Raw genomic sequence first — 22,924 nt, forward strand, 5'->3', positions numbered from 1 at the left:
TCGGTCCCCCCGGTCTGGCCGGACCATGGCCACCTTAGATGACTACTCTATGACGGGAACGCTGCCTCAGTCGTCCTCGTCGTGGATGGCGAGTCCGGGCGCGTCGCGCAGCACCTGGGCGGCGAGCGCGCGGGTCACCGGCCGCTGCGCGGCGAGCGCCGCGGCGTCGAGCGCCTCCACGATCCGCTTGGCCCCGGCCACCGTGCGCTGCATACGCAGGAGCAGGTATTGCACCGTCGCCTCGTCCACGGCGAGCTGGCGATCGGCGAACAGCTTCACCAGCACCGCCGCCAGCAGCGCCTCGTCCGCCGGGGCGATCTCGAACACCGGCACCGCGCGCAGCCGCGAGGCGAGGTCGGCGGTGGCGAGCTGGAACTGGGCCGGGGGCGTGCGCGCGGTCATCAGCAGGTAGGCCTGCTGCTCGCGGGCGAGGTTGAGCAGGTGGAACAGCGCCGCCTCGCTGAAGCGGCCCGGCTCCAGGTCCTCCAGCACCAGGGCGCCGGTGGAAAGGGCCGCCGGCACGTCCTCCCGCTCCAGGGCGGACGCCGGCACGGTGCGGGCCCCCGAGCGCCCGGCGAAGACGGCGGCGAGGTGGCTCTTGCCCGCGCCCTCCGGGCCGACGAGGCAGACCACCCGCGCCGGCCATTCCGGAAAGGCGTCGATGAGGGCGAGGGCCGCCGCATTTCCGGGCGCGGGGAGGAAATCCTCCCGCGTCATCGCCGGCAGGGCCTTCAGGTCGAGCGGCAGCTGGCGCGGGCGGGCGTCGCGGTCGGCCATGCTCAGGACTGCCCCGGCGGGGGGGCGTCGTCGGACGACCCGGTGTAGAGCTGGGACTGGAGGTAGCGGGCAATGGCAAAGCGCACCAGCACGCCACCCACGGCGGTCATCGGCACGGCCAGCAGCAGGCCGACGAAGCCGAACAGGTAGCCGAAGGCGAACAAGGCGAACATCAGCCACACCGGATGCACGCCGATCGAGTCGCCCACCAGCTTGGGCGAGAGCACGTAGCCCTCGATGGTCTGGCCGGCGAGGAAGATGGCGAGCACGGTGCCGATCATGCCCCAGTCGGGGAAGAACTGGACGATGGCCACGCCCATGGCCAGCACGAAGCCGGTCAGCGAGCCCACGTAGGGAATGAAGGTGATGACGCCGGAGACGATGCCGATCAGCAGGCCGAAGTTCAGCCCCACCATGGAGAGCGACACGGCGTAGAAGCCGCCGAGCAGCAGGCACACCATGGCCTGCCCGCGCACGAAGCCGGCCACCGCCATGTCCATGGCCTTGGCGAGGTCGCGCACCACCGGGCGGTGGGGCACCGGCACCAGGCGGTCCACCAGCGCGATCATGTTGTCCCAGTCGCACAGGATGTAGAACACAACCACCGGTGTCACCACCAGCAGGGCGAACAGGGAGATGACCGCCTGCCCGCCCGACCACACGGAGGAGAGCAGGCCCAGCAGGTGGCTCACCCCCTGGCTCATGAGATCGGAGATGGAGCGCTGCATGTCCGGCAGGCGATCGCCGACGATGCCGGAGAGCCATTCGCGATTCTCTTCCGTCAGCAGTCCCTGCAGGCGGGTGACGTAGGACGGCAGGCGCTGGATGAACTCGAACAGCTGCGAGGACAGGATCGGCAGGGCCAGCAGGAAGAAGACCAGCACCACCAGCAGCATCACGCCCACCACCAGCACCGACGAGATGGCGCGCGGCAGCCCGATGCGCTCCATCCGCACCACCACCGGATTCAGGAAGTAGGCGAGCACGATGCCGGCGACGAACGGCAGCAGGATGCCGCTGAGCAGCCACAGGACGATGGCCGTCAGCAGCAGCGCGCCCACCCAGAAGCGCATCTGGAAGCGCACCGGCAGCTCGTGTTGCGGCAAGTTCCGGTCAGGCATCGCTGGTCCTGGCGGCAAGGTTGCTCCGGGAATGGCTGCTCCGGGCGTGGCTCCGCCGGGGGCGGCCGGCGGGGTCTTGTCCCGTCCCGTCCGCCCGGCCTGCGGGCGCGGCCCGCCCTTCAGCTCGCCATATGGCGCGTCCATGCGGCGAGATAGGCAGCGGCCGAAAGGCACGTCAAGAGCCCCACCAGCACAAGCCCCAGCTGGAACAGCCCCGGCAGCGCCAGCCCGAAGCCCGAGGAGGCGAGCACGAAGGCGGCAAATGCGATCTGCAGGGCGGTGTTCACCTTGGAGACGAGAAGCGGGCTGATGGTGACCGGTTTCGCCATGACGAGGGAGAGCACGATGGCGCCGATGATCATCACGTCGCGCGAGACCACCGCGATGGCCACCCAGCGCGGGATGAGCCCCACCACCGCCAGCGTCACGTAGATGGAGACGAGCAGCGCCTTGTCCGCCACCGGGTCGAGATAGGCGCCGAGCTCCGTCTGCATGTGGAAGCGCTTGGCGATGAAGCCGTCGAGCCCGTCGGAGACGCCGGCGGCGAGGAACAGCCAGAACGCCAGCAGCATCTCGCCCGAGGTGATCGACCACACCACGGCCGGCACCAGCAGGATGCGGATGAGGGTGATGATGTTGGGAATGCTCACGGGGCGGGCTCCCGCACGTGGAGCGCCTGGACTTGTCCGGTCTTTCTGTGCCGACGTCTTCTCATGCCGACCGTCATGGCCCGGGTTGTCCGGGCCATCCGGCCCGGTCGTCTGCTCAAGGTTCGGGCGGCCGTGGGGCCGGCCGCGCCGGACGGTGACGCAGGTGCGGGATGCCGACGCACGCCGGCGGACGCACCTGCGGATTGCCGAAGGCCGTGCCGCGGCGCCGGCCTCAGCCGCTGATGCGCTCGATCTCGGCGCCGCAGCGGGAGAGCTTCTCCTCCAGCTTCTCGAAGCCGCGGTCCAGGTGGTAGACGCGCTGCACCATGGTTTCCCCTTCCGCCGCGAGGCCGGCGATGACCAGGGAGACCGAGGCGCGCAGGTCGGTGGCCATCACCGGCGCGCCGGTGAGGCGGTCCACGCCCTCCACCTCGGCGGTGTCGCCGTCGAGATGAATGCGCGCGCCGAGGCGGGCCAGCTCCTGCACGTGCATGAAGCGGTTCTCGAAGATGGTCTCGGTGATGCGCGAGCGGCCCTTCGCCTTGGTCATCAGCGCCATCAGCTGGGCCTGGAGGTCGGTGGGGAAACCGGGGTAGGGGGCCGTGGAGACCTCCACCGGCAGGATGCCCGCGCCGTTGCGCCGCACCCGAATGCCCTCGTTGGTGGCATCGATCTCGGCGCCGGCCTGGCGCAGGATGTCGAGCGCGCCCTCCAGCAGGTCCGGCCGGGCGCCGGCGAGCATCACGTCGCCGCCGGCCATGGCGGTGGCCATGGCGTAGGTGCCGGTCTCGATGCGGTCGGGCAGCACCGCGTGGCGTGCCGCCCTGAGGCGCGGCACGCCGTCCACATGGATGGTGGAGGTGCCGGCCCCCTCGATGCGCGCGCCCATCTTGATGAGGCAGTCGGCGAGGTCGACGATCTCCGGCTCGCGCGCCGCGTTCTCGATCACGCTCTCGCCCCGGGCGAGGACCGCGGCCATGAGCGCCGTGTGGGTGGCGCCCACCGAGACCTTGGGGAAGACGATGCGCGCGCCGGTGAGCCCGTTGGGCGCCTTCGCCACCACGTAGCCGGCGTCGATCTCGATGTCGGCGCCCAGCGCCTTCAGCGCGTCGAGGTGGAAATCCACAGGCCGCGTGCCGATGGCGCAGCCGCCCGGCAGGGAGACGCGCGCCTCGCCCATGCGCGCGATCAGCGGCCCCACAACCCAGAACGAGGCGCGCATGCGCGAGACCAGATCGTAGGGCGCGGTGGTATCGACGATCACCCGGGCGTCGATCTCCAGCGTCTGGCCGGCGAAGGGATCGTCGCCGTTGCGCTTGCCGTTGGTGGTGATGTCCACCCCGTGGTTGCCGAGGATGCGCTGGAGGAGGGCCACGTCGGCGAGGCGGGGGACGTTCTCGAGAATCAGCTTCTCCTCGGTGAGGAGGCTGGCGATCATCAGCGGCAGGGCTGCGTTCTTGGCACCGGAAATCGGGATGGTGCCCTTCAGCTCGTTGCCGCCGACGATGCGAATCTTATCCATGCGGATCGTGTCCCGGGCTTTGGCCGGCGCTTCGGACGCAGCCGACTTCATATTTAAGAGAGAAGCTCTAGCCCGGCTCGTCGTCCGGCACAATCGCCGGCTCGCGCAGCGGGGGCTTGACCGTACCAGCGCTGGCGGGGGTTTGCGGGGCATCGGCGCCGTCCGGCCCGGCGGCGCGGCGGCCGCGGGCCTGCGCCTTGCGGCGCGCCAGATTGGCCCGGAGCGCGGCGGCGAGCCGCTCGGCCTTCTGGTTGTCCTGGCTGTCCTTTTCGTGCGCCATGGGTTTCGAGTAGCCCTGCCGTGCGGCGGGCGCAAGACGCGGCTTTGCGCGGCTTGCTGGCCTTGCCGCGGGGAGTGTGCTAACGAGCCGCATTGCTGGGCCGGGCAAGGGCACATTCAAAAGGCTCCGCTCCCGTGCGCGGCGCGAGGATCGCCGGGCGGCATTTTTCGCGTGCCTGCACCCCTTGAGGGGGCTGGGCACGGCGGGAAAAAGGCATTATGCCCTCCTCCAGCCGCCGAACGGCAACGGGTTTATCCGAACAACGAGGGTTGCATCGATGAGTGACATCGCCGAGCGGGTGAAGAAGATCGTCGCGGAGCATCTGGGGGTCGAGGCCGAGAAGGTCACGGAAAGCGCTTCCTTCATCGACGATCTCGGCGCCGACAGCCTCGACACCGTGGAACTCGTGATGGCCTTCGAGGAGGCCTTCAACTGCGAGATCCCGGACGATGCCGCCGAAACCATCCTGACGGTCGGCGACGCGATCAAGTTCCTGGAAAAGAACGCGGCTTGATCCGAGCGTACCGTATTTCTGGGCGCCTTCATCCGACGGTCGCGCGGCGCCCTGCGCCCGCGGCCGTTGTCGCACCGGGCCGCGCGTCTGGCGCGCAAGGGGCCCGCCTCCCGGAGTTTTCCTCATGAGACGTGTTGTCGTCACCGGCCTCGGCATGGTGACGCCGCTCGGCTGCGGCGTCGAGCCGACCTGGCGGCGGCTGATCGCCGGCGAGAGTGGCGTGAAGCAGGTCGCGCACTTCGACGTGTCGGACCTCGCCTGCAGGATCGCCGCGAACATCCCCCGTGGCGACGGCTCCGACGGCACCTTCAATCCCGACCAGTGGATGGAGCCGAAAGAGCAGCGCAAGGTGGACGAGTTCATCGTCTTCGCCATGGCTGCGGCCACGCAGGCGCTCGACGACGCCGGCTGGCATCCCTCCACCTACGAGGACCAGATCACCTCCGGCGTGCTGATCGGCTCCGGCATCGGCGGCATCGAGGGCATCGCGGATGCGGCCCTGCTGCTGAAGGATCGCGGCCCGCGGCGCATCTCTCCCTTCTTCATTCCCGGCCGGCTCATCAACCTCGCCGGCGGCTACGTCTCCATCCAGCACGGGCTGAAGGGCCCGAACCATGCGGTGGTGACGGCCTGCTCCACCGGCGCCCATGCCATCGGTGACGCCGGGCGGCTCATCGCCCTCGGCGATGCGGACGTGATGGTGGCCGGCGGCACCGAATCGCCGGTGAACCGCCTTTCCATCGCCGGCTTCGCCGCCTGCAAGGCGCTCTGCACCGCCTTCAACGACGACCCGACCCGCGCGTCCCGTCCCTATGACAAGGACCGCGACGGCTTCGTCATGGGCGAGGGCGCCGGCGTGGTGGTGCTCGAGGAGCTGGAGCACGCCAAGGCGCGCGGCGCCAAGATCTACGCCGAGCTGGTGGGCTACGGCCTGTCGGGCGACGCCTTCCACATCACCGCCCCGTCCATGGACGGCGACGGCGCCTTCCGCTGCATGTCGGCGGCGCTGAAGCGGGCGGGGATGACGGCGGACGACATCGACTACATCAACGCCCACGGTACCTCCACCATGGCCGATGAGATCGAGCTCAAGGCCGTGGAGCGCCTCCTGGGCAATGCCGCGGCGAAGACGGCCATGTCGTCCACCAAGTCGTCCATCGGCCACCTGCTGGGTGCCGCCGGCGCGGTGGAAGCCATCTTCTCGGTGCTCGCCATCCGCGACCAGATGGCCCCGGCGACGCTGAACCTCGACCATCCGTCGGTGGAGACGCCCATCGATCTGGTGCCGCTGAAGCCTCAGCCGCGCAAGATCGACGCGGTGCTCTCCAATTCCTTCGGGTTCGGCGGCACCAACGCCTCCCTCGTGTTCCGCCGCTACGACGCGTGAGCGCGGACCCGTCCGGCCGGAGCCTCGCCCCGGCCGGACATTCAGTGATTCGGCCGCGCGGGCACGGCGCGGATGAGGCGTCGCCCGGCCGGCGGTGGACAGCCCGCTCCGGCGCGGCGACCCTGCGGAAATGTGCCGCCGTTGCGCCCGAATGTGCCGTTAGCAAGCCATCCATCAGGTGGCGTCAGGCTTGATGCGTCACCGCGTGCGTTCGCCGATGACAGGGGAGCCCGGTATGGCCCAGTCCAACGACGGATCACCGAAGGCCGGAGCGCCCGAGGGCGGGGATCCGCGCGCCGACCTGTCGCAGGCCGGGTCCGCGCCGGCCGCCCGCGCGCAGGAACAGGCGGCCTCCGCGCCGGCCGTCTCCGAGCCGGCCTTTTCCGAGGAAGCCTCGCCGCTCGCCGCCCCGGGCAAGCCCGGCCCGGCCAAGGCCGCGCGGCCGCCGGCCGGAAAGCGCCGCGTCCCGCCCAAGGCGGCGCCGCTCCCCAGGCCCTCCAAGAGCGCCCGCCACCCGGCGGTGACGATCCTGAGCGGGCTCTTCACCTTCCTGCTGTTTGTGGCCATCGGCGGCGGGCTTGGCATCTGGTATGCGGAGAAGGCCTTCTACGCCCCCGGCCCCCTGACCGCCGAGAAGGTGGTGCTCATCCCCCGCGGCGCGGGCGTGCGCGACATGGGCGAGATTCTCGAGCGCGAGGGCGTCATCAGCAACTGGCTGATGTTCGTGGTGGGCCAGCGGATGACCCGCGAGGACGCCAAGTTCAAGGCCGGCGAATATGTCTTCAGGCCGGGCCAGTCGGCGGCGAGCGTCATCGACACCCTGGCCTCGGGCAAGGTGGTGCAGCACCAGATCACCATTCCCGAGGGCCTGACCAGCCAGCAGATCGTCAAGCGGCTGATGGAGAACGAGCTGCTCACCGGCACGCCCGCCGTGCCGCAGGAAGGCACCTTGCTCCCCGAGACGTACCAGATCACCCGCGGCCAGTCGCGCGAGGACGTGCTCCAGCGCATGGCGGAGGAGCAGCGCAAGGTGCTGGCGGCCGTGTGGGCGAAGCGCGCGCCCGACCTGCCGGTCCGCTCGCCGCAGGAGCTGGTCACCCTTGCCTCCATCGTGGAGAAGGAGACAGGGCAGTCGGACGAGCGGGCGAAGGTGGCGGCGGTGTTCGTGAACCGCCTCGGCAAGAAGATGAAGCTCCAGTCCGATCCCACCATCATCTATGGCATCGTGGGCGGGAAGGGCTCCCTGGGGCGGCCCATCAGCAAGGCGGACATCGCGACGCCGACCGCATACAATACCTACGCCATCGACGGCCTGCCCCCGGGACCCATCTGCAATCCCGGCCGGGCGGCTTTGACGGCCGCCGCCAATCCGGCGAAGACCAGGGACCTGTATTTCGTCGCGGACGGCACGGGCGGCCACGCCTTTGCCGAGACGCTCAACGACCACAACAAGAACGTCGCCCGCTGGCGGGCCATCGAGCAGGGGCAGACGCCGCCGCCTGCTCCGGGCCAGCCGGCGACGCCCGCACCGGCCGCGGGCAATTGACGACGGGATGGGGCCGGCCGCCGACCTTTCGGCTGCTGCTGGGATGAACATGAAGCGCGCATCGGTCACCACTGCCGGCCGTCTCCCGGCCACCGCCCCCCTCGCGAGCATGACGGGCTTCGCCCGCGTCTCCGGCTCCCAGGGGCCATGGCGCTTCGGCTGGGAGGTGCGGGCGGTGAACGGCAAGGGCCTGGACCTGCGCCTGCGCCTGCCGCCCGGCTTCGAGGTGCTGGAGGCCGACGTGCGCACCCGCACCGGCCAGATCCTGAGCCGCGGCTCGGTTTCCGCCAACCTCACCGCCACCCGCGAGGGCGAGGCTTCCACCGTGCGGGTGAACCAGGGGGCGCTGGAGGCGCTCTACCGCTCCGTGTCCGAGAGCGCGGCGCGCCTCGGCGCCCCGGCGCCCACCCTCGACGCCTTGCTGGCGGTGAAGGGCATGGTGGAGATCGCCGAGGCGGACGAGAGCGAGGACGAGCGCCGCGCGCTCATGAGCGCCGTGCTCGCCGGCTTCGACCGCGCGCTTGCCGAGCTCGGCGCCATGCGGGCGCGGGAGGGGCGGGCGCTGAAGGAGGTGCTGAGCGAGCGGCTCGACGCCATCTCCACCCTCGTCAGCCGCGCCGAGCGGCTGCCCGAGCGCTCGGCGGAGCAGGTGAAGGCCCGTATCGCCGATCAGGTGCGGGTGCTGATGGAAGCCGCCAATCTCGACCCCGACCGGCTGCACCAGGAGGCGGTGCTGGCCGTCACCAAGGCCGACGTGCGCGAGGAGCTGGACCGCCTCGTCGCCCATCTCGCCGCGGCCCGCGACCTGCTGGCGAGCGGCGGCCCGGTGGGCCGGCGGCTCGATTTCCTGGCGCAGGAGTTCAACCGCGAGGCGAACACCCTGTGCTCAAAGTCCAATTCCGTGGCGCTGACGCAGATCGGGCTTGACCTGAAGCTGCTGGTGGACCAGTTCCGCGAGCAGATCCAGAACCTCGAGTGAAGCCCGCGCCCATGCCGCATTCCGCCTCGCCCTCCGTGTCGTCGCACTTCGCGCTGCCGGGCTGGAAGCCGGGCGCGGGCATGCTTGCCCGCAGGGGGCTGATGCTGGTGCTCTCCTCGCCGTCCGGCGCGGGCAAGACCACGCTCTCGCGCCGGCTGCTGGCGAGCGACGAGCGCATCACCATGTCGGTCTCCGTCACCACCCGCGCCCCGCGGCCGGGGGAGGAGCACGGCAAGGACTATTATTTCGTCGATCGCGAAAGCTTCCATCGCATGCGCGACGAGGGCGAACTGCTGGAGCATGCCAGCGTGTTCGAGAATCTCTACGGCACGCCGCGCGGGCCCGTGGAGGAGGCGCTCTCCGCCGGCCGGGACGTGCTGTTCGACATCGACTGGCAGGGCACCCAGCAGCTGGGGGAGAGTGCGCAGCAGGACCTGGTGAAGGTCTTCATCCTCCCGCCTTCGGCCGCGGACCTGGAGCAGCGCCTGCGCGCCCGCGCCCAGGATTCGGAGGAGGTGGTGCATCACCGCATGGCCAAGGCCTCGGACGAGATCAGCCACTATACCGAGTATGACTACATCATCATCAACCACGAGGTGGAGGACAGCCTCGCCAAGCTGGTGGCCATCCTCCAGGCGGAGCGGCTGAAGCGGCGCAGGCTGACCGGCCTGTCGAGCTTCGTGAAGGGCCTGCGCGACGCGCTCTGACTTTAAGGTGGAGAACGCGAAATCCGATCTGATTGCGATGCGATCAGATCGGCGCGTGCTCTCGTGCCGCTACCATTCCGGCTTCTGCGGCAGCCCGTCGGTGATCTCGTAATAGTCGGACTTCGACGCCACGAAGATATGCTCGGCGAGGCGAACCCCGGTCGGCTGGTCGAGGGTGCCGGCTGTGACGAAGATCTCCGCGTCGCCGGCGCGTTTCCAGAAGAGGTTGCCGCCGCAGCGCGTGCAGAACCCGCGCTCGGTGCCGGGCGACGAGGTGAACCAGGCGAGCGTGTCCGCCGTGGTGAGGACGAGATCCTCCCCCCGGCAGCTGGTCATGACGGCGAAGCTGCCGCTGGTGCGGGCGCATTGGGAGCAGTGGCAGGCCACCGCCGGTGTCACCTCACCCGGGATCTCGTACCGCACCCCGCCGCACAGGCAGCCGCCCCGACGCATTGTCCCGTCTCCCCGGAAATCCCCGCCGCGGCGCCTTTCGCGCGGCGGACGCCTATTTCTCGACTGCGATCACCCGGCCGCGCTCCACCGCCAGGGCGAGCCGGCCGGCCTTCAGGGCCAGCGCCCGCTCCCCGAACAGCTCGCGGCGCCAGCCCTTCATGGCGGACACGTCCGCTTCGTCGCTGACGGCGATGCGCTCCAGGTCCTCGGTGGTGGCGATCACCTTGGCGGCGACCGCGTGCTGCTCCGCCGTCATGCGCAGCAGCACCTTCAGGAGCTCGACGGTGGCGTTCGCGCCATTGGGCAGGGGCTTGTCGCGCTCGATGCGGGGCAGGGTCTTGGGATCGCGGGCGAGGCCACGTTTCACCGCCTCCAGCACCGCTTCGCCATAGCGCGAGCGCTCGAAGCCGCGGGGCACGGAGCGCAGCTCCGCGAGCTTTTCCGGCGTCTGGGGCTGCTGCAGGGCGATCTCGCCGATCACGTCGTCCTTGATGACGCGGCCGCGCGGCAGGTCGCGGGCCTGCGCCTCCCGCTCGCGCCAGGCTGCCAGCTCCACCAGAACGGCGAGCTCCCGCGGCTTGCGCACGCGGGATTTCAGCCGCTCCCAGGCGCTGTCGGGATCCTGCTCGTAGGTGTTGGGAGAGGTGAGGACGTGCATCTCCTCGCCCACCCATTCGCCGCGGCCACGGACGTCGAGGTCGCCGGTGAGCTTCACATAGATGTCCCGAAGATGGGTCACGTCCGCGACGGCATAGACGATCTGCGCCTGGCTGAGCGGCCGGCGCGACCAGTCCGTGAAGCGCGAGGACTTGTCCAGGCTGTGGCCGGTGGTCCGCTGCACCAGCTGATCGTAGGAGATGCTGTCGCCGTAGCCAAGCACCATCGCCGCCACCTGCGTGTCGAACACGGGGTGAGGGATGAGCCGCGCCTGGTGCCAGATGATTTCGATGTCCTGCCGTCCGGCATGGAACACCTTCATCACCCGTTCGTTGCCCATGAGGCGGTAGAAGGGTGCGAGGTCGAGCCCGTCGGCGAGGGCGTCGATGAGCACGGCCTCTTCCGGCGAGGCGAGCTGCACCACGCACAGCTTCGGCCAGAAGGTGGTTTCCCTGAGGAATTCCGTGTCGACTGTCACGAACGGGTGGCGGGCGAGGCGCTCGCAGGCCGCAGCCAGCGCCTCGGTCGAGGTGATCGGGTCCATCTGTCGACCATACTCAGACGACGCCGTGTCGAAAAGACAATGTGGCGCGAATTTGTCGGGCGTCGGCGGCTCAGCCCGTCGCAAGGCGTGATCCGTCGGTCCCGCATGGCCGGGCAGGAAGCCCTGGAAATGGGTACCGCCCTTGCGTTCCAGCATGCGGGCCTGCACCGCCGTTTCCAGGGACCGCGTGCGGGCCAGATCGGGCGTGGGGCGGACAATTGCCTGCTGGAGGGTGTCGAAGATGCCGGCGGCAAAGCTGCGGTTCAGCTTGAAGCCGGGTTGATTCGGCGATCTCCGGTCCGAGCCGGCAGCCCGGTGGGCTCTCCAGGGCGCCGCACCGGCGCGATGGCCAGGGAGCGCGGTACTCCAGGAATCGTCACACCACGTCGGCCAACGCCAGTCGCAGGGCATCCTCGGCGGTGCCCGGGCGGCCGAGCAGGAAGCCCTGCAGGTGCGAGCAGCCCTCCGCCAGCATGATCTGCCGCTGGGCCTCCGTCTCGATCCCCTCCGCGGTGCACATGAGCGACAGGGCCTGCGCCAGGCTGGTGATGGCGTGCACGATGGCGCGGGTCTCGGAGGAATGTTCGACCTCCGCCACGAAGCTGCGGTCCACCTTGATGCGGCCGATACGCAGGGTCTGCAGGTATTTAAGGGAGGAGTAGCCGGTGCCGAAATCGTCGAGGCTGATGGTGATGCCCTCCTCGCGGAACTGGTCCAGGGTCGCGCGCACCGCCGGGCCTTCGTGGAGGAGGGTGGATTCGGTGATCTCGATCTCCAGCCGATCGGGGGAGAGGCCGCTGGCATCGAGGGCGGCGCGCACCTGGTGGAAGGCCTGGGTGCCGCGGAACTGCACGGCCGAGAGGTTCACCGACACGAACAGGTGCGAGGGCCAGTACGCAGCCGTGTGGCAGGCCTCCATCAGCGCCCAGGCGCCGATCGGCAGGATGAGGCCGGTCTCCTCGGCCACGGGAATGAAGACATCCGGCGGGATGTTGCCCCGTTGCGGGTGCTTCCAGCGTGCCAACGCCTCGAATCCGGCCAGCGTTCCGCTCGTCGCCTCGAAGATGGGCTGGTAGACGAGGTAGAGCTGGCGGTCGCGCCAGGCGGCGTGCAGCTCCAGCTCCAGTTGCCGCCGCTCGCGGGCGCTGCGCTCCATTTCCTCCTGGAACACGCGGGCGATGCCCCGCCCATCGGTCTTCGAGCGGTAGAGGGCCAGGTCCGCATTCTTCAGGAGGCTCGCCAGGTCCTCGCCGTCCCGCGGGAACAGGGCGATCCCGACGCTGCAGCCGCCGGCGATGCGGTGGGCGCCGATGGCGTAGGGCTCCTGCAGCAGGCGGATGACCTGCTCGGCGAAATCGATGGCTCGGGCGTCGTCCGCCATGTTCTCGTGGACGATGGCGAACTCGTCTCCGCCGAGCCGCGCCACGCTCACGTCGGGACCGAGCCGCCGGCTGATGCGATCAGCCACGCGGGTCAGCATGGAGTCGCCGATGTCGTGGCCCAGCGTGTCGTTGACCGATTTGAAGTAATCGAGGTCGAGGAAGAACAACGCGAAGGGCGCCGGGGCCGGCGGGGCGGCGATGAGCATTTCCATCCGCTCGCCGAAGGCCAGGCGGTTGGGCAGGCCGGTCAGGGGGTCCTTGCGGGCGGCGGCGTGCTGGGCATCGGCGAAGGCGCGCTCGCCCAGGATGTGCCTCGCCACGCTGTAGCTGACCAGGGCGATGGTGAGGCACAGCAGTCCGGCGGCGATGGCGATGGGCATCAGCCGGCCCCAAATGATGGTGCCGATGGACCGGGTGCTGTCGCTCACCACCACGGCGAGCGGGAGATCGCCGATCTGGTGCACCGCCGCGATGCGGGCCTCGGCGTCGAGCGTGCCGGCCGCCACCCGGCCTTTGAAGGCGCGGCCGAACAGGGCCCCCGCCACCTGATGGCGTGCCGCTGCCCCGCGCGGCGCGACGCCGGCGCTCTCCGGGGAGCGGGCCAGCAGCGCCCCGTCGCTCCGCACCAAGGCGATCAGGCCATCGGCGCCCAGGTTGATGGTGCTATAGAACCGCTCAAAGTAGGATTGCTCCATGGCCCCCAGGACCAGGCCGAGGAAGTGCCCGTCCGGCGCGGTGAAGCGATGGGCGAGGTAGATGGTGAGCGTCCCGGTGCCGCGGTTGGGCACCGGCTCGCTGATGAACATGGGGGGCCCCTTGAGGGTGCTGAGGCTCTTGAAATAGTCGCGGTCCGAGACGATCACCGCCGGGATGGGCCAGTAGCGGGAGAAATTGATGAGCCGCCCGGTCTGGTCGATGAGGGTGATGGCATCGAGATAGGGCAGGCCGGAGATCTTCTCCCGCATCATCTGGTGCACGCTCTGCGTGCCCATGCTGGTGGCGAGCTCGGCGGCGGTGTCGATCTTCAGCGTCTCGATCTGGTCGATGATGTCGCCCTGGATGATCACCAGGCTCTGGATGGCGCGGGCGGTCTGCTCCGCCAGGGTCAGGGCGAGGTTTTCGAGCTCGCGCTGGCGCTCCTTCACGCCGTCGGCGTTGAGGGAGCGCAGCAGGACAAAGGTCGCGACGATAACCGCGGCGATCAGCAGCGCGGCGAGCATGGCGAGGCGCCAGATGCCCGACGCCCGATGCGCATGATGCCCGGCAGGCGGCCGTCCCGGTTTGTCCTGCGTCGTCATTCCGGCCTCGCGGTCGCTACTTCACCTGTGGTTCCGGCGCGCGGCGCAGATGCGCCAGCCCTATTCCCCGGCGACGCAGCTTGGCAATGCTAGCATGCTGTAAATTCGCGTCAAAAGCGCATCGGCTTGACAAGGGCGGGTGCGCATGCACCTTCCCCCCGCCTTACACGCGGACTTTCGTGCCGTGGCGCGCGACGGAGCACGCGCCGGCCAGCCTGCACCGCAGGCCGGCCGGACAACGCGTTCTCCCTTGGATCTCGGGGGCGGAGCATCAGCCGGATTGGTTCAATCGGGCAGGTTCCGGCACTGGTTCCGGCGCAGCGCCCGGCGCGGGATCGCCGCCGCAGGCGTTCCCGGCGTGGCGCCTGATGCGCGACGTTTGCGCGCGGGGGCGCCGGACGACGGGCTTTGCGGCCCCGCGTGCCAACCATTTCAGCCTTGAAAGGGCGACCCAATGCACCGCTACCGCTCCCATACTTGCGGCGCGCTTTCGACCGCCGAGGTGGGCGAGATCGTGCGTCTCTCCGGCTGGTGCCACCGCATCCGCGACCATGGCGGCGTGCTGTTCATCGACCTGCGCGACCATTACGGCCTCACCCAGGTGGTGGTGGACCCCGACAGCGCCGCCTTCAAGGATGCCGAGAAGGTGCGCTCCGAGTGGGTCATCCGCATCGACGGCAAGGTGCGCCTGCGCCCCGAGGGCACTGAGAATCCGGACCTCACCACCGGCGCGGTGGAGGTCTATGCCGCCGAGCTGGAAGTGCTCGGCCCGGCCGCGGAATTGCCGCTGCCGGTGTTCGGCGACGTGGAATATCCGGAGGAGACGCGGCTCAAGTACCGCTTCCTCGACCTGCGCCGCGAGAAGCTCCACCGCAACATCATGACCCGCGGCGCCATCATCGACGCCATGCGCCGCCGCATGAAGGACCAGGGCTTCTTCGAGTTCCAGACGCCCATCCTCACCGCCTCCTCGCCGGAGGGCGCGCGCGACTTCCTGGTGCCGTCCCGCCTGCACCCGGGCACGTTCTATGCGCTGCCGCAGGCCCCGCAGCAGTACAAGCAGCTGATCATGATGAGCGGCTTCGACCGCTACTTCCAGATCGCCCCCTGCTTCCGCGACGAGGACCCGCGCGCCGACCGCCTGCCGGGCGAGTTCTACCAGCTCGACCTGGAGATGAGCTTCGTCGAGCAGGAAGACGTGTTCGCCGCCATGGAGCCGGTGATCACCGGCGTGTTCGAGGAGTTTTCCGGCGGCAAGCCGGTGACGCAGAAGTGGCCGCGCATCCCCTATGCCGAGGCGCTGCGCAAGTACGGCACCGACAAGCCGGACCTGCGCAACCCGCTCGTCATGCAGGGCGTTTCCGAGCACTTCCGCGGCTCGGGCTTCAAGGTGTTCGCCCGCATGCTGGAGGTGGAGAAGAACGAGGTGTGGGCCATCCCCGCCCCCGGCGGCGGCTCCCGCGCCTTCTGCGACCGCATGAACTCCTGGGCGCAGGGCGAGGGCCAGCCGGGCCTCGGCTACATCATGTGGCGTGAAGGGGGGGAGGGCGCCGGCCCGCTCGCCAACAACATCGGCCCCGAGCGCACCGAGGCGATCCGCGCCCAGCTCGACCTCAAGGCCGGCGACGCCGCCTTCTTCGTGGCGGGCGATCCGGAGAAGTTCGTCAAGTTCGCCGGCCTTGCCCGCACCAGGGTCGGCGAGGAGCTGAACCTGATCGACAAGGATCGGTTCGAGCTCGCCTGGATCGTCGACTTCCCGTTCTACGAATGGTCTGAGGACGAGAAGAAGGTCGACTTCTCCCACAATCCCTTCTCCATGCCCCAGGGCGGGCTGGAGGCGCTGAAGACGCAGGATCCGCTCACCATCAAGGCGTTCCAGTACGACATCGCCTGCAACGGCTACGAGATCGCCTCCGGCGGCATCCGCAACCATCGTCCCGAGGCCATGGTGAAGGCGTTCGAGCTCGCCGGCTACGACGAGGCGACGGTGGTGGAGCGGTTCGGCGGCATGTACCGCGCGTTCCAGTACGGCGCCCCGCCCCATGGCGGCATGGCGGCGGGCGTGGACCGCATCGTCATGCTCCTGTGCGGCACCACCAATTTGCGCGAGATCTCCATCTTCCCCATGAACCAGCAGGCCCTCGACCTGCTCATGGGCGCCCCCAACGAGGCGAGCCCCAAGCAGCTGCGCGAGCTGCACATCCGCCCGGTGTCGCCGCAGAAGTGAGGAAGGGGCGGGGCGGCCGGTCGGTTGTCATCCTGCCCCGCTACACCTATCAACCTCTCCCGGACGATGTCGGGGGGAGGGGGCGATGAAGAGGCTGGCGCTCGCGCTTGTGGCGATGGTCTCATGGGTGCCGCCCGCGGGCGCGCTCGACTTCTCGCGGCACGAGAATGACAGCGCATCCCTCCTCGCGGTGCTCGCGACGGGCCCGGTCAAGGCCGGGGACGCCGATCGTTTCCGGGCCTACCTCGCCCGCGCGCCACGCAAGCCGCGTATGGCGATCTACCTCAGCTCCCCGGGTGGCAATCTCTATGAAGGCATGAAGCTCGGGCTCGCCTTCCATCAGCTCGGCGTGCGGACGGTCATCGAGGGCAATGGCGCCATGTGTGTCAGCGCCTGTGCAATCGCTTTTCTCGGTGGCCGCGACAGCGATGGAAAGCCCTGGCGGGCCAAGTCGTCATCAAGCGAGCTCGGCTTCCATGCCTGGAAAAGCCAGTTCCAGCCGACGCGCACATACACCGCGGATGACATGTACACGCTGGAGCAGGAAACCCAGCGTACAGTGCTCGATGTCGCAGACTACCTGCGTTCCGTCGGGACCGACCTTGATTTTCTGCGCATCATGTTTCGCGCCTCCGCCTCGGACATGAACTACGTCTCGGACAGCGAGGCCCTTCGCATCGGCATCAAGGTCTGGGACGAGAAGAGCAATCGTTTTCTCGTCCCTTGACCGGCTTTCCCCTCCGCTGCCGCTCCGAGTGAAATGCGTATAGGCTGCCCCCCGGGGCAGGCCACCGCGGATGGGACGGCCCGGCTGACCCCGGGGAGGTTGCCCATGCGGTTCATGTTCAAGATGGTCGTCGTCGCGGCCTTGCTGGCTCCGGCCGCCGCGGTGGCGGACGAGGCGTCCGACAAGGCCGCGCTGGCGCGGCAGGTGGTGGAGCTGTCGGTGGCGCCCGGCCTCGACGGGCGGATTGCCCGCATGGTCGGCGAGGCGGCGGCGAAGCAGCCTGCCGACAAGCAGGCCCAGGCCCGAACCGACTTCGCGAAGGCGGCCACCGGCCCGCGCGAGGAGCTGATCAAGGTGTTCAGCACCTATTATGCCGGCGCCTTTTCCGTCGCCGAGCTGAAGGATCTCGTCGCCTTCTACACCAGCCCCCTCGGCCGCAAGGCGGTGAAGGTGGAGAACGAAAAGCCGGCCGAGGTGAATGCCGCCATCCAGCAGCAGATCATGAAGATCGTCGGGGCGTTGGGCGCGGGACGCTGACGCCCGCCGAGCCTGGGCCCGGCGGGCAGGTTTCCCGCCCGCCGGCGCATCCGCGCGCGGAACCTCACGGCGCCGTGGCGGATGCCTTGAAGCTGAAGGCGCCGAGCACCTGGAGGGGCTCGGTGGCCATGGTCAGCGCCATCAGGGGCAGGTGGTCCCGCGGGGTGGCGGTGACGGTCAGCGTGCCGGGATTGCGCAGGAAGGCGACCACGGCCGCGCCGACCTCCGCCACGTCCGGCTCGCTCTCGGCGAGCTCCGCCGCGAACGCCTCCGCCAGCTCCACCACCTGTGCCTTGTAGTCCTCCACGCTCTCTCCCGCCGCGGCGGCGAACTGGGCGTACATGAGCTTGCCGAGGCCGAGGTCGGTCAGCGTCACCGTCACCGGGCCGGCGGAGACGTCGGGCGCGGCGGAGAGCAGGCCCGTCAGCTCCGAGAAGGCGGTGGGCGGCACGTCGCCGAGGGTGCTCTCCACATTCACCCGGAAGGCGTCCTTCACCTCCGAGGACATCGGGGCGAGGGTGAGGGTGCGCTTGTCCGGATCGTAGGCGGCCTTGAGGGCCAGCGAGATCGTGGCGCGGGTGAGGCCCGCCTTGACGAGGTAGGTGAAGGGCTCCCCATCCTCGGCGCGGATGGGGCCGGAGACGTCCGAAAGGCGGAAGTCCAGCCAGGTGGGCAGCACGCCCTGCGGGGCGCCGGGCGCCGTGCCCCAGGAGAGGGCGAAGTCGCCGATCTTCACCGGCTCGGCCTTGGCGTCGCCCCCGTCATACGGCACCTCGAGGCCGGAGACCTCGATGCCGGAGAGCAGGCGGAACAGCACCAGCGACGACAGCGGCGAGGGCGCGCTCGCCTCCGCGGCGAGGCGCGACAGCTGGCTGAGGTCGAGCCGGCGCACGGCGATGCGGCCCACCTTGCCGGCGCCGCCGGTGCCGCTCTGGCCCTCGATCCCCTCGAAGGAGATGGAATCGATGATGCTGGCGGCGAGCCCGTCCACCCGCATGCTGGCGATGCGGCCCTTCTCGCCCGCCTCCTCGGTCTCCACATTGGTGAGGGCGAAGGTGCGGAAGGCGATGCCGTCGATGAGGTCGCGGGAGAGCTCCAGCATCTGGCGGCTCTCCTCCGCGGTGGGATCGGCGGCGCGCAGGGTGAGCGCATCGAGGGCGGCCAGGCGCTTGGGATCGAACGCCGACGGCTTGATGCCCACGTGCTCCAGCAGAACCGAGGCGGCCCGCAGGCGCGGGCCGTTCTCCTGGGCGAGGGTGTAGGGGCCGGTGACCACCTTGCCGTAGATCATGGCGTAGTCGTCCAGGCGGACGGTCGTGGGCGCGCCGGGCGGCTTGGTCATGGCCAGCAGCGGGGCGGTGTCGATGCGCGCGGCGACGAGGCCGTCCACCCGCCCCGTGATCCTCCCGGGGGCCTTGTCCGCCGGTGTCTTGTCGGCCTGTCCCTTGTCCGTCGGGGCCTTGTCCGTCTGGGCCTTGTCGGCCGGTGGCGGGGCGGCGGGGGTGAAGGCGAAGGTGGTGCGGTCGATGATGAGGCTGCGGATGGTCCCCGCGTTCACCCCTTCGGCGGCGATGTTGGTGTAGGCGGCCTCCACCGGCGGCGCGCCCGGGGGCTCGATGCGGCCGCGCATCTCGGGAATGGTGACCTTGGCGGCGGTGGTGGCGGCGAGCTGCCGCAGCGCCACGCGCAGCCCGCCAAAGGGCCCGCTGCCCTCGCCGGCGGCGATCAGCGTCATGGGGCCGGTGTAGCGGTCGATCATCACCTTGGGCAGCGTATAGGTTGCAGGGCTTCCCCCCGCGCTCTCGCCCGAGAGGGAGATCTCCAGCCCATCGAGGTCGAGGGCGTCGAGGGCGACCCGGCCGTCGTGCGGGCGCTCTCCGCCGGAGGCGAGGAGGCGGGCGATCTTCACGCTGGCGCCGCCGTCTGCCGAGACGATGGAGATGCCGGACACGGTGATCTCGCGCCTGGCGGCATCGAAGGTGGCATCGGCGAAGGCGGCCTTGGCGCCTTTCTGCCGCAGGCCATCGAACGCCCGCTCCACCTCGGCGCGCACCTTGGCGCCGGTCCATGCGGCAAAGCCGTACCAGCCGGCGATGGCCAGTCCCGCCAGAATCACGGCCGCCCCCGCAATCCGAAGGACGCTCTTGCTGTTCATTCCCATGCCTTTCCGTCGCCGGCCGACCGCAGATCCGTCATGCATGAGCAACATAACCCAATTTGTGCGGGCGCCCGTGACATAAGCGTGCGCGGCGGCTAGTTTGCGCGCCGCCGCACGCGTCCGTTCGCATCGATCAGGGGGAGCAAGGGTATGGCGTCGAATATTTCCGAGGAACTGCGTTCGGGCGCGCTCTACTATCATCGCACCCCGAAGCCGGGGAAGCTGGAGATCCAGGCCACCAAGCCGCTCGGCAACCAGCGCGACCTTGCCCACGCTTATTCCCCGGGTGTCGCCGCCGCCTGCGAGGCCATCGCCGCCGATCCGCTCCAGGCCGCCGAGCTGACCATCCGGGCGAATCTCGTCGCCGTGGTGTCCAACGGCACGGCGGTGCTCGGCCTCGGCAACATCGGCCCGCTCGCCGGCAAGCCGGTGATGGAGGGCAAGGCGGTCCTCTTCAAGAAGTTCGCCGGCATCGACGTGTTCGACATCGAGATCGACGCCAACACGGTCGAGCGCATGGTGGACGTGGTGAGCGCCCTGGAGCCCACCTTCGGCGGCATCAACCTCGAGGACATCAAGGCCCCCGAGTGCTTCGAGGTGGAAGCGCAGCTGCGGGCGCGGATGAAGATCCCGGTCTTCCACGACGACCAGCACGGCACGGCCATCATCGTCGGCGCGGCGGTGCGCAATGCGATGGAAGTGGGCAACCGCAGGATCGGCGACCTGAAGATCGTCACCTCGGGCGCCGGCGCGGCCGCGCTCGCCTGCCTCAACCTCCTGGTGACGCTCGGCGCAAAGAGGGAGAACATCTGGGTCACCGACATCGAGGGCGTGGTCTATGACGGCCGCAACACCCTTATGGATCCCTACAAGGAGATCTATGCCCAGAAGACCGACAAGCGCACCCTCGACGAGGTGATCGAGGGCGCGCACATCTTCCTCGGCCTCTCCGCCGGCGGCGTGCTGAAGCCGGAGATGGTGAAGAAGATGGCGGACCATCCGCTCATCCTGGCGCTGGCCAACCCCACCCCCGAGATCATGCCCGAGGAGGCCCGCGCCGCGCGGCCCGACGCCATGATCTGCACCGGCCGATCGGACTTCCCGAACCAGGTCAACAACGTCCTGTGCTTCCCCTACATCTTCCGCGGGGCGCTGGACGTGGGGGCGACCGACATCAACGCCGAGATGAAGATGGCCGCGGTGGAGGCCATCGCCGCCCTTGCCCGCGAGACCCCGTCCGACGTGGTGGCCCGCGCCTATGGCGGCGAGACCCGCTCCTTCGGTGCCGAATCGCTCATTCCCTCGCCGTTCGACCCGCGCCTCATCCTGCGCATCGCGCCGGCGGTGGCGAAGGCGGCCATGGACACCGGCGTCGCCACCCGCCCGATCGCGGACATGGACGCCTACATCGAGCGGCTCGACCACTTCGTGTTCCGCTCCGGCTTCATCATGCGGCCGCTGTTCGCCAAGGCGAAACAGAACATCAAGCGCGTGATCTACGCCGAGGGCGAGGACGAGCGGGTGCTGCGCGCCGTTCAGGCGGTGGTGGAGGAGGGCATCGCCCGGCCGATCATCGTCGCCCGCCCGAGCGTGGTGGAAACCCGCCTGAAGCGCTTCGGCCTCTCCATCCGCGCCGGGCACGATTTCGACCTCATCAATCCCGAGGACGATCCGCGCTACCGCGACTACGTGCGCGACTATGTGGAGCGCGCCGGCCGCCGCGGCGTGACGCCGGATGCCGCCCGTACCCTGGTGCGCACCCACCCCACCGTGATCGCGGCGCTCGCCGTGCACCGCGGCGAGGCGGATGCCATGCTCTGCGGCATCGAGGGCCGCTTCGTCCGCCACCTGCGGCAGGTGCGCGACATCATCGGCCTCGCGCCGGGGGTGAACGAGCTGGCCGCCCTCTCGCTGCTCATCACCTCCAAGGGCAACTACTTCATCTGCGACACGCAGATCCAGACCGAGCCCTCGGCCGCGGACCTTGCCGAGATGACGGTGCTGGCCGCCGCCCACGTGCGCCGCTTCGGCCTTGAGCCGCGGGTGGCGCTGCTGTCGCACTCCAACTTCGGCAGCCACGAGACGCTTTCGGCGAAGCGGGTGCGCTCCGCCCTCTCCATCATCCGCGAGCGCGAGCCGAACCTGGTGGTGGACGGCGAGATGCAGGCGGATGCGGCGCTGCTGGAGGACATCCGCCGCCGCTCCTTCCCGCACTCGACGCTCACCGGCGTCGCCAACGTGCTGGTGATGCCCGACCTCGACGCCGCCGACATCGCCTTCAACATGCTGAAGGTGCTGGGCGATGCGCTGCCCGTCGGCCCCATCCTGATGGGCACGGCCAAGCCCGCCCACATCCTCGGCCCGTCGGTCACCACCCGCGGCGTGGTGAACATGACTGCCGTCGCCGTGGCCGAGGCGCAGACCGCCTGAGGCCGGGGCTTCAGGACCTGAGGAAAAGGGCGCCCCGGGGCGCCCTTTTTCGTTCGGAGGCTCCCGCGTGCCCCAGGCTCGACGCTCCGCCTGCGCCGTCGTTGGTCCGGGGAGCGGGGCGGGGGGCTTTCCCCACTGTCATCGCCCGGCTGGTCCGCGCTCCACGCGGCGGCCGGGCTGGTGGTCGGATGTGAAGCGCTCCGGGCGGGGCGGGTGGATGCCCCGGACGCCAGGGCATGACGCCGACCAGATGGCCGGCGGCGCCATTGCTGGTCCGAGAGGGGCGGGGGTCCTTCTCACCACCGTCATCGCCCGGCTGGTCCGGGCGATCCACTCCGCGGCCAGGCTGGTGCCCGAGGTCGGCGCGCGCTGGCACGGACGGGGGGATGCTCCCGACGTGCCGGGGCATGACGCAAACTCAATTTCCGGTGGCCCTGCCACCGGGCGGTCAATGGGCGGATTGCCTCCACCGCCGTCATCGCCCGGCTGGTCCAGGCATTCCACTCCGCGGCGGGGCCGGTGGCCGGATTTGACGCGCTCCGGCGGGGATGGGTGGATGCCCCAGACGCGCCGGGGCATGACGTCTGTTTGATTGCTGGTGCCTGATTGTCCGCTGCGCCGACGGCCCCGTGGCCCCCTGCTCGGCGCTGCAGCCGCCCGGTCATTGGCGCGAGGCATGGACTTCCACCGCCGTCATCGCCCGGCTGGTCCGGGCGCTCCACGCGGCGGCCGGGCGGCGGTCGGATGTGAGGCGCATCGGCGCGGGCGGGCGGATGCCAGCGACAAGCCGGGGCATGACGCCGACCGGATGGCTGGCGGCGCTATCGCTGGTCCGGGGAAAGGGGCGTGGGTTCTTTCCCTTTCGTCATCGCCCGGCTGGTCCGGGTGATCTACGCGGCGGCGGCGCTGGTGGTTGGATGTGACGCGTGCCGCGCGGATGGGTGGGTGTCCCGGACGAGCCGGGCATGACGTCTGTTTGATTGCTGGTGCCTGATTGTTTGCTGCGCCGATTGCCCCGTGGCCTCCTG

The 22,924-nt window shown here is 69.8% G+C and carries 18 protein-coding genes; 9 read left to right on the top strand and 9 right to left on the bottom strand.

All coding sequences use genetic code 11. The annotated features are described in order from the left end of the window. Positions 1-66: 66 nt before the first annotated feature. The 5 genes from V5F59_RS07170 to V5F59_RS07190 all read right to left on the bottom strand — a co-directional run bounded on the left by V5F59_RS07170 (position 67) and on the right by V5F59_RS07190 (position 4,350). On the bottom strand, positions 67-777 hold the full coding sequence (locus tag V5F59_RS07170) for an HdaA/DnaA family protein (RefSeq protein ID WP_393982468.1): 711 nt from the start codon (positions 775-777) through the stop codon (positions 67-69). Positions 778-779: 2 nt separating this feature from the next. Further along, positions 780-1,898, bottom strand: coding sequence for an AI-2E family transporter (locus V5F59_RS07175; RefSeq protein WP_393982469.1), 1,119 nt, complete (start codon positions 1,896-1,898; stop codon positions 780-782). A gap of 119 nt (positions 1,899-2,017) precedes the next feature. Beyond that, complete coding sequence (locus V5F59_RS07180; RefSeq protein WP_393982470.1) at positions 2,018-2,548, bottom strand: CDP-alcohol phosphatidyltransferase family protein; 531 nt, start codon at positions 2,546-2,548, stop codon at positions 2,018-2,020. A 232-nt stretch (positions 2,549-2,780) separates the two neighbouring features. Next, on the bottom strand, positions 2,781-4,070 hold the full coding sequence (gene murA / locus V5F59_RS07185) for a UDP-N-acetylglucosamine 1-carboxyvinyltransferase (RefSeq protein WP_393982471.1): 1,290 nt from the start codon (positions 4,068-4,070) through the stop codon (positions 2,781-2,783). Positions 4,071-4,137: 67 nt separating this feature from the next. Beyond that, entirely contained in the window at positions 4,138-4,350 is a 213-nt protein-coding gene (locus tag V5F59_RS07190) for a hypothetical protein (protein ID WP_393982472.1), read from the bottom strand. A gap of 277 nt (positions 4,351-4,627) precedes the next feature. Between V5F59_RS07190 and V5F59_RS07195 the strand changes: the two genes are divergently transcribed. From V5F59_RS07195 to gmk, 5 genes are all read left to right on the top strand, one after another. Beyond that, the gene (locus V5F59_RS07195; protein WP_393982473.1) at positions 4,628-4,864 is read left to right on the top strand and encodes an acyl carrier protein; all 237 of its coding nucleotides are present in this window, start codon (positions 4,628-4,630) and stop codon (positions 4,862-4,864) included. 124 nt (positions 4,865-4,988) lie between these two features. Beyond that, positions 4,989-6,251, top strand: a complete 1,263-nt coding sequence (gene fabF / locus V5F59_RS07200; protein WP_393982474.1) for a beta-ketoacyl-ACP synthase II — start codon at positions 4,989-4,991, stop codon at positions 6,249-6,251. Between the two features lie 235 nt (positions 6,252-6,486). Next, positions 6,487-7,797 carry an endolytic transglycosylase MltG gene (gene mltG / locus V5F59_RS07205; protein WP_393982475.1) on the top strand — a complete coding sequence of 437 codons (1,311 nt, stop codon included), beginning with the start codon at positions 6,487-6,489 and terminating at the stop codon, positions 7,795-7,797. A 49-nt stretch (positions 7,798-7,846) separates the two neighbouring features. Beyond that, positions 7,847-8,776: a YicC/YloC family endoribonuclease gene (locus V5F59_RS07210; RefSeq protein ID WP_393982476.1), complete on the top strand. Its 930-nt coding sequence runs from the start codon at positions 7,847-7,849 to the stop codon at positions 8,774-8,776. Between the two features lie 11 nt (positions 8,777-8,787). Beyond that, positions 8,788-9,483 carry a guanylate kinase gene (gene gmk / locus V5F59_RS07215; protein ID WP_393982477.1) on the top strand — a complete coding sequence of 232 codons (696 nt, stop codon included), beginning with the start codon at positions 8,788-8,790 and terminating at the stop codon, positions 9,481-9,483. A gap of 69 nt (positions 9,484-9,552) precedes the next feature. On the opposite strand, the gene V5F59_RS07220 is transcribed toward gmk, so the two are convergent. From V5F59_RS07220 to V5F59_RS07230, 3 genes are all read right to left on the bottom strand, one after another. Further along, entirely contained in the window at positions 9,553-9,936 is a 384-nt protein-coding gene (locus V5F59_RS07220; protein WP_393982478.1) for a GFA family protein, read from the bottom strand. Positions 9,937-9,988: 52 nt separating this feature from the next. After that, positions 9,989-11,137: a ribonuclease D gene (rnd, locus tag V5F59_RS07225; RefSeq protein WP_393982479.1), complete on the bottom strand. Its 1,149-nt coding sequence runs from the start codon at positions 11,135-11,137 to the stop codon at positions 9,989-9,991. Positions 11,138-11,513: 376 nt separating this feature from the next. Then, positions 11,514-13,817 (bottom strand): bifunctional diguanylate cyclase/phosphodiesterase, encoded by a 2,304-nt coding sequence (locus V5F59_RS07230; protein WP_393982480.1) that lies wholly within the window; start codon positions 13,815-13,817, stop codon positions 11,514-11,516. 454 nt (positions 13,818-14,271) lie between these two features. On the opposite strand from V5F59_RS07230, the gene aspS reads away from it, so the two are divergent. The 3 genes from aspS to V5F59_RS07245 all read left to right on the top strand — a co-directional run bounded on the left by aspS (position 14,272) and on the right by V5F59_RS07245 (position 17,308). After that, positions 14,272-16,044, top strand: coding sequence for an aspartate--tRNA ligase (aspS, locus tag V5F59_RS07235; RefSeq protein WP_393982481.1), 1,773 nt, complete (start codon positions 14,272-14,274; stop codon positions 16,042-16,044). Between the two features lie 85 nt (positions 16,045-16,129). Then, positions 16,130-16,771, top strand: coding sequence for a COG3904 family protein (locus tag V5F59_RS07240; RefSeq protein ID WP_393982482.1), 642 nt, complete (start codon positions 16,130-16,132; stop codon positions 16,769-16,771). Between the two features lie 105 nt (positions 16,772-16,876). Continuing rightward, on the top strand, positions 16,877-17,308 hold the full coding sequence (locus V5F59_RS07245) for a DUF2059 domain-containing protein (protein WP_393982483.1): 432 nt from the start codon (positions 16,877-16,879) through the stop codon (positions 17,306-17,308). A 64-nt stretch (positions 17,309-17,372) separates the two neighbouring features. On the opposite strand, the gene V5F59_RS07250 is transcribed toward V5F59_RS07245, so the two are convergent. Then, positions 17,373-19,463, bottom strand: coding sequence for an aq_1923 C-terminal domain (locus V5F59_RS07250; RefSeq protein ID WP_393982484.1), 2,091 nt, complete (start codon positions 19,461-19,463; stop codon positions 17,373-17,375). A gap of 153 nt (positions 19,464-19,616) precedes the next feature. On the opposite strand from V5F59_RS07250, the gene V5F59_RS07255 reads away from it, so the two are divergent. Beyond that, a complete protein-coding gene (locus V5F59_RS07255; RefSeq protein WP_393982485.1) occupies positions 19,617-21,896 on the top strand; it encodes an NADP-dependent malic enzyme in 2,280 nt (759 codons plus the stop codon). The last annotated feature ends 1,028 nt before the right edge of the window (positions 21,897-22,924 follow it).

Source organism: Xanthobacter nonsaccharivorans (genome assembly GCF_043194755.2).
Lineage (GTDB): Bacteria > Pseudomonadota > Alphaproteobacteria > Rhizobiales > Xanthobacteraceae > Xanthobacter > Xanthobacter autotrophicus_G.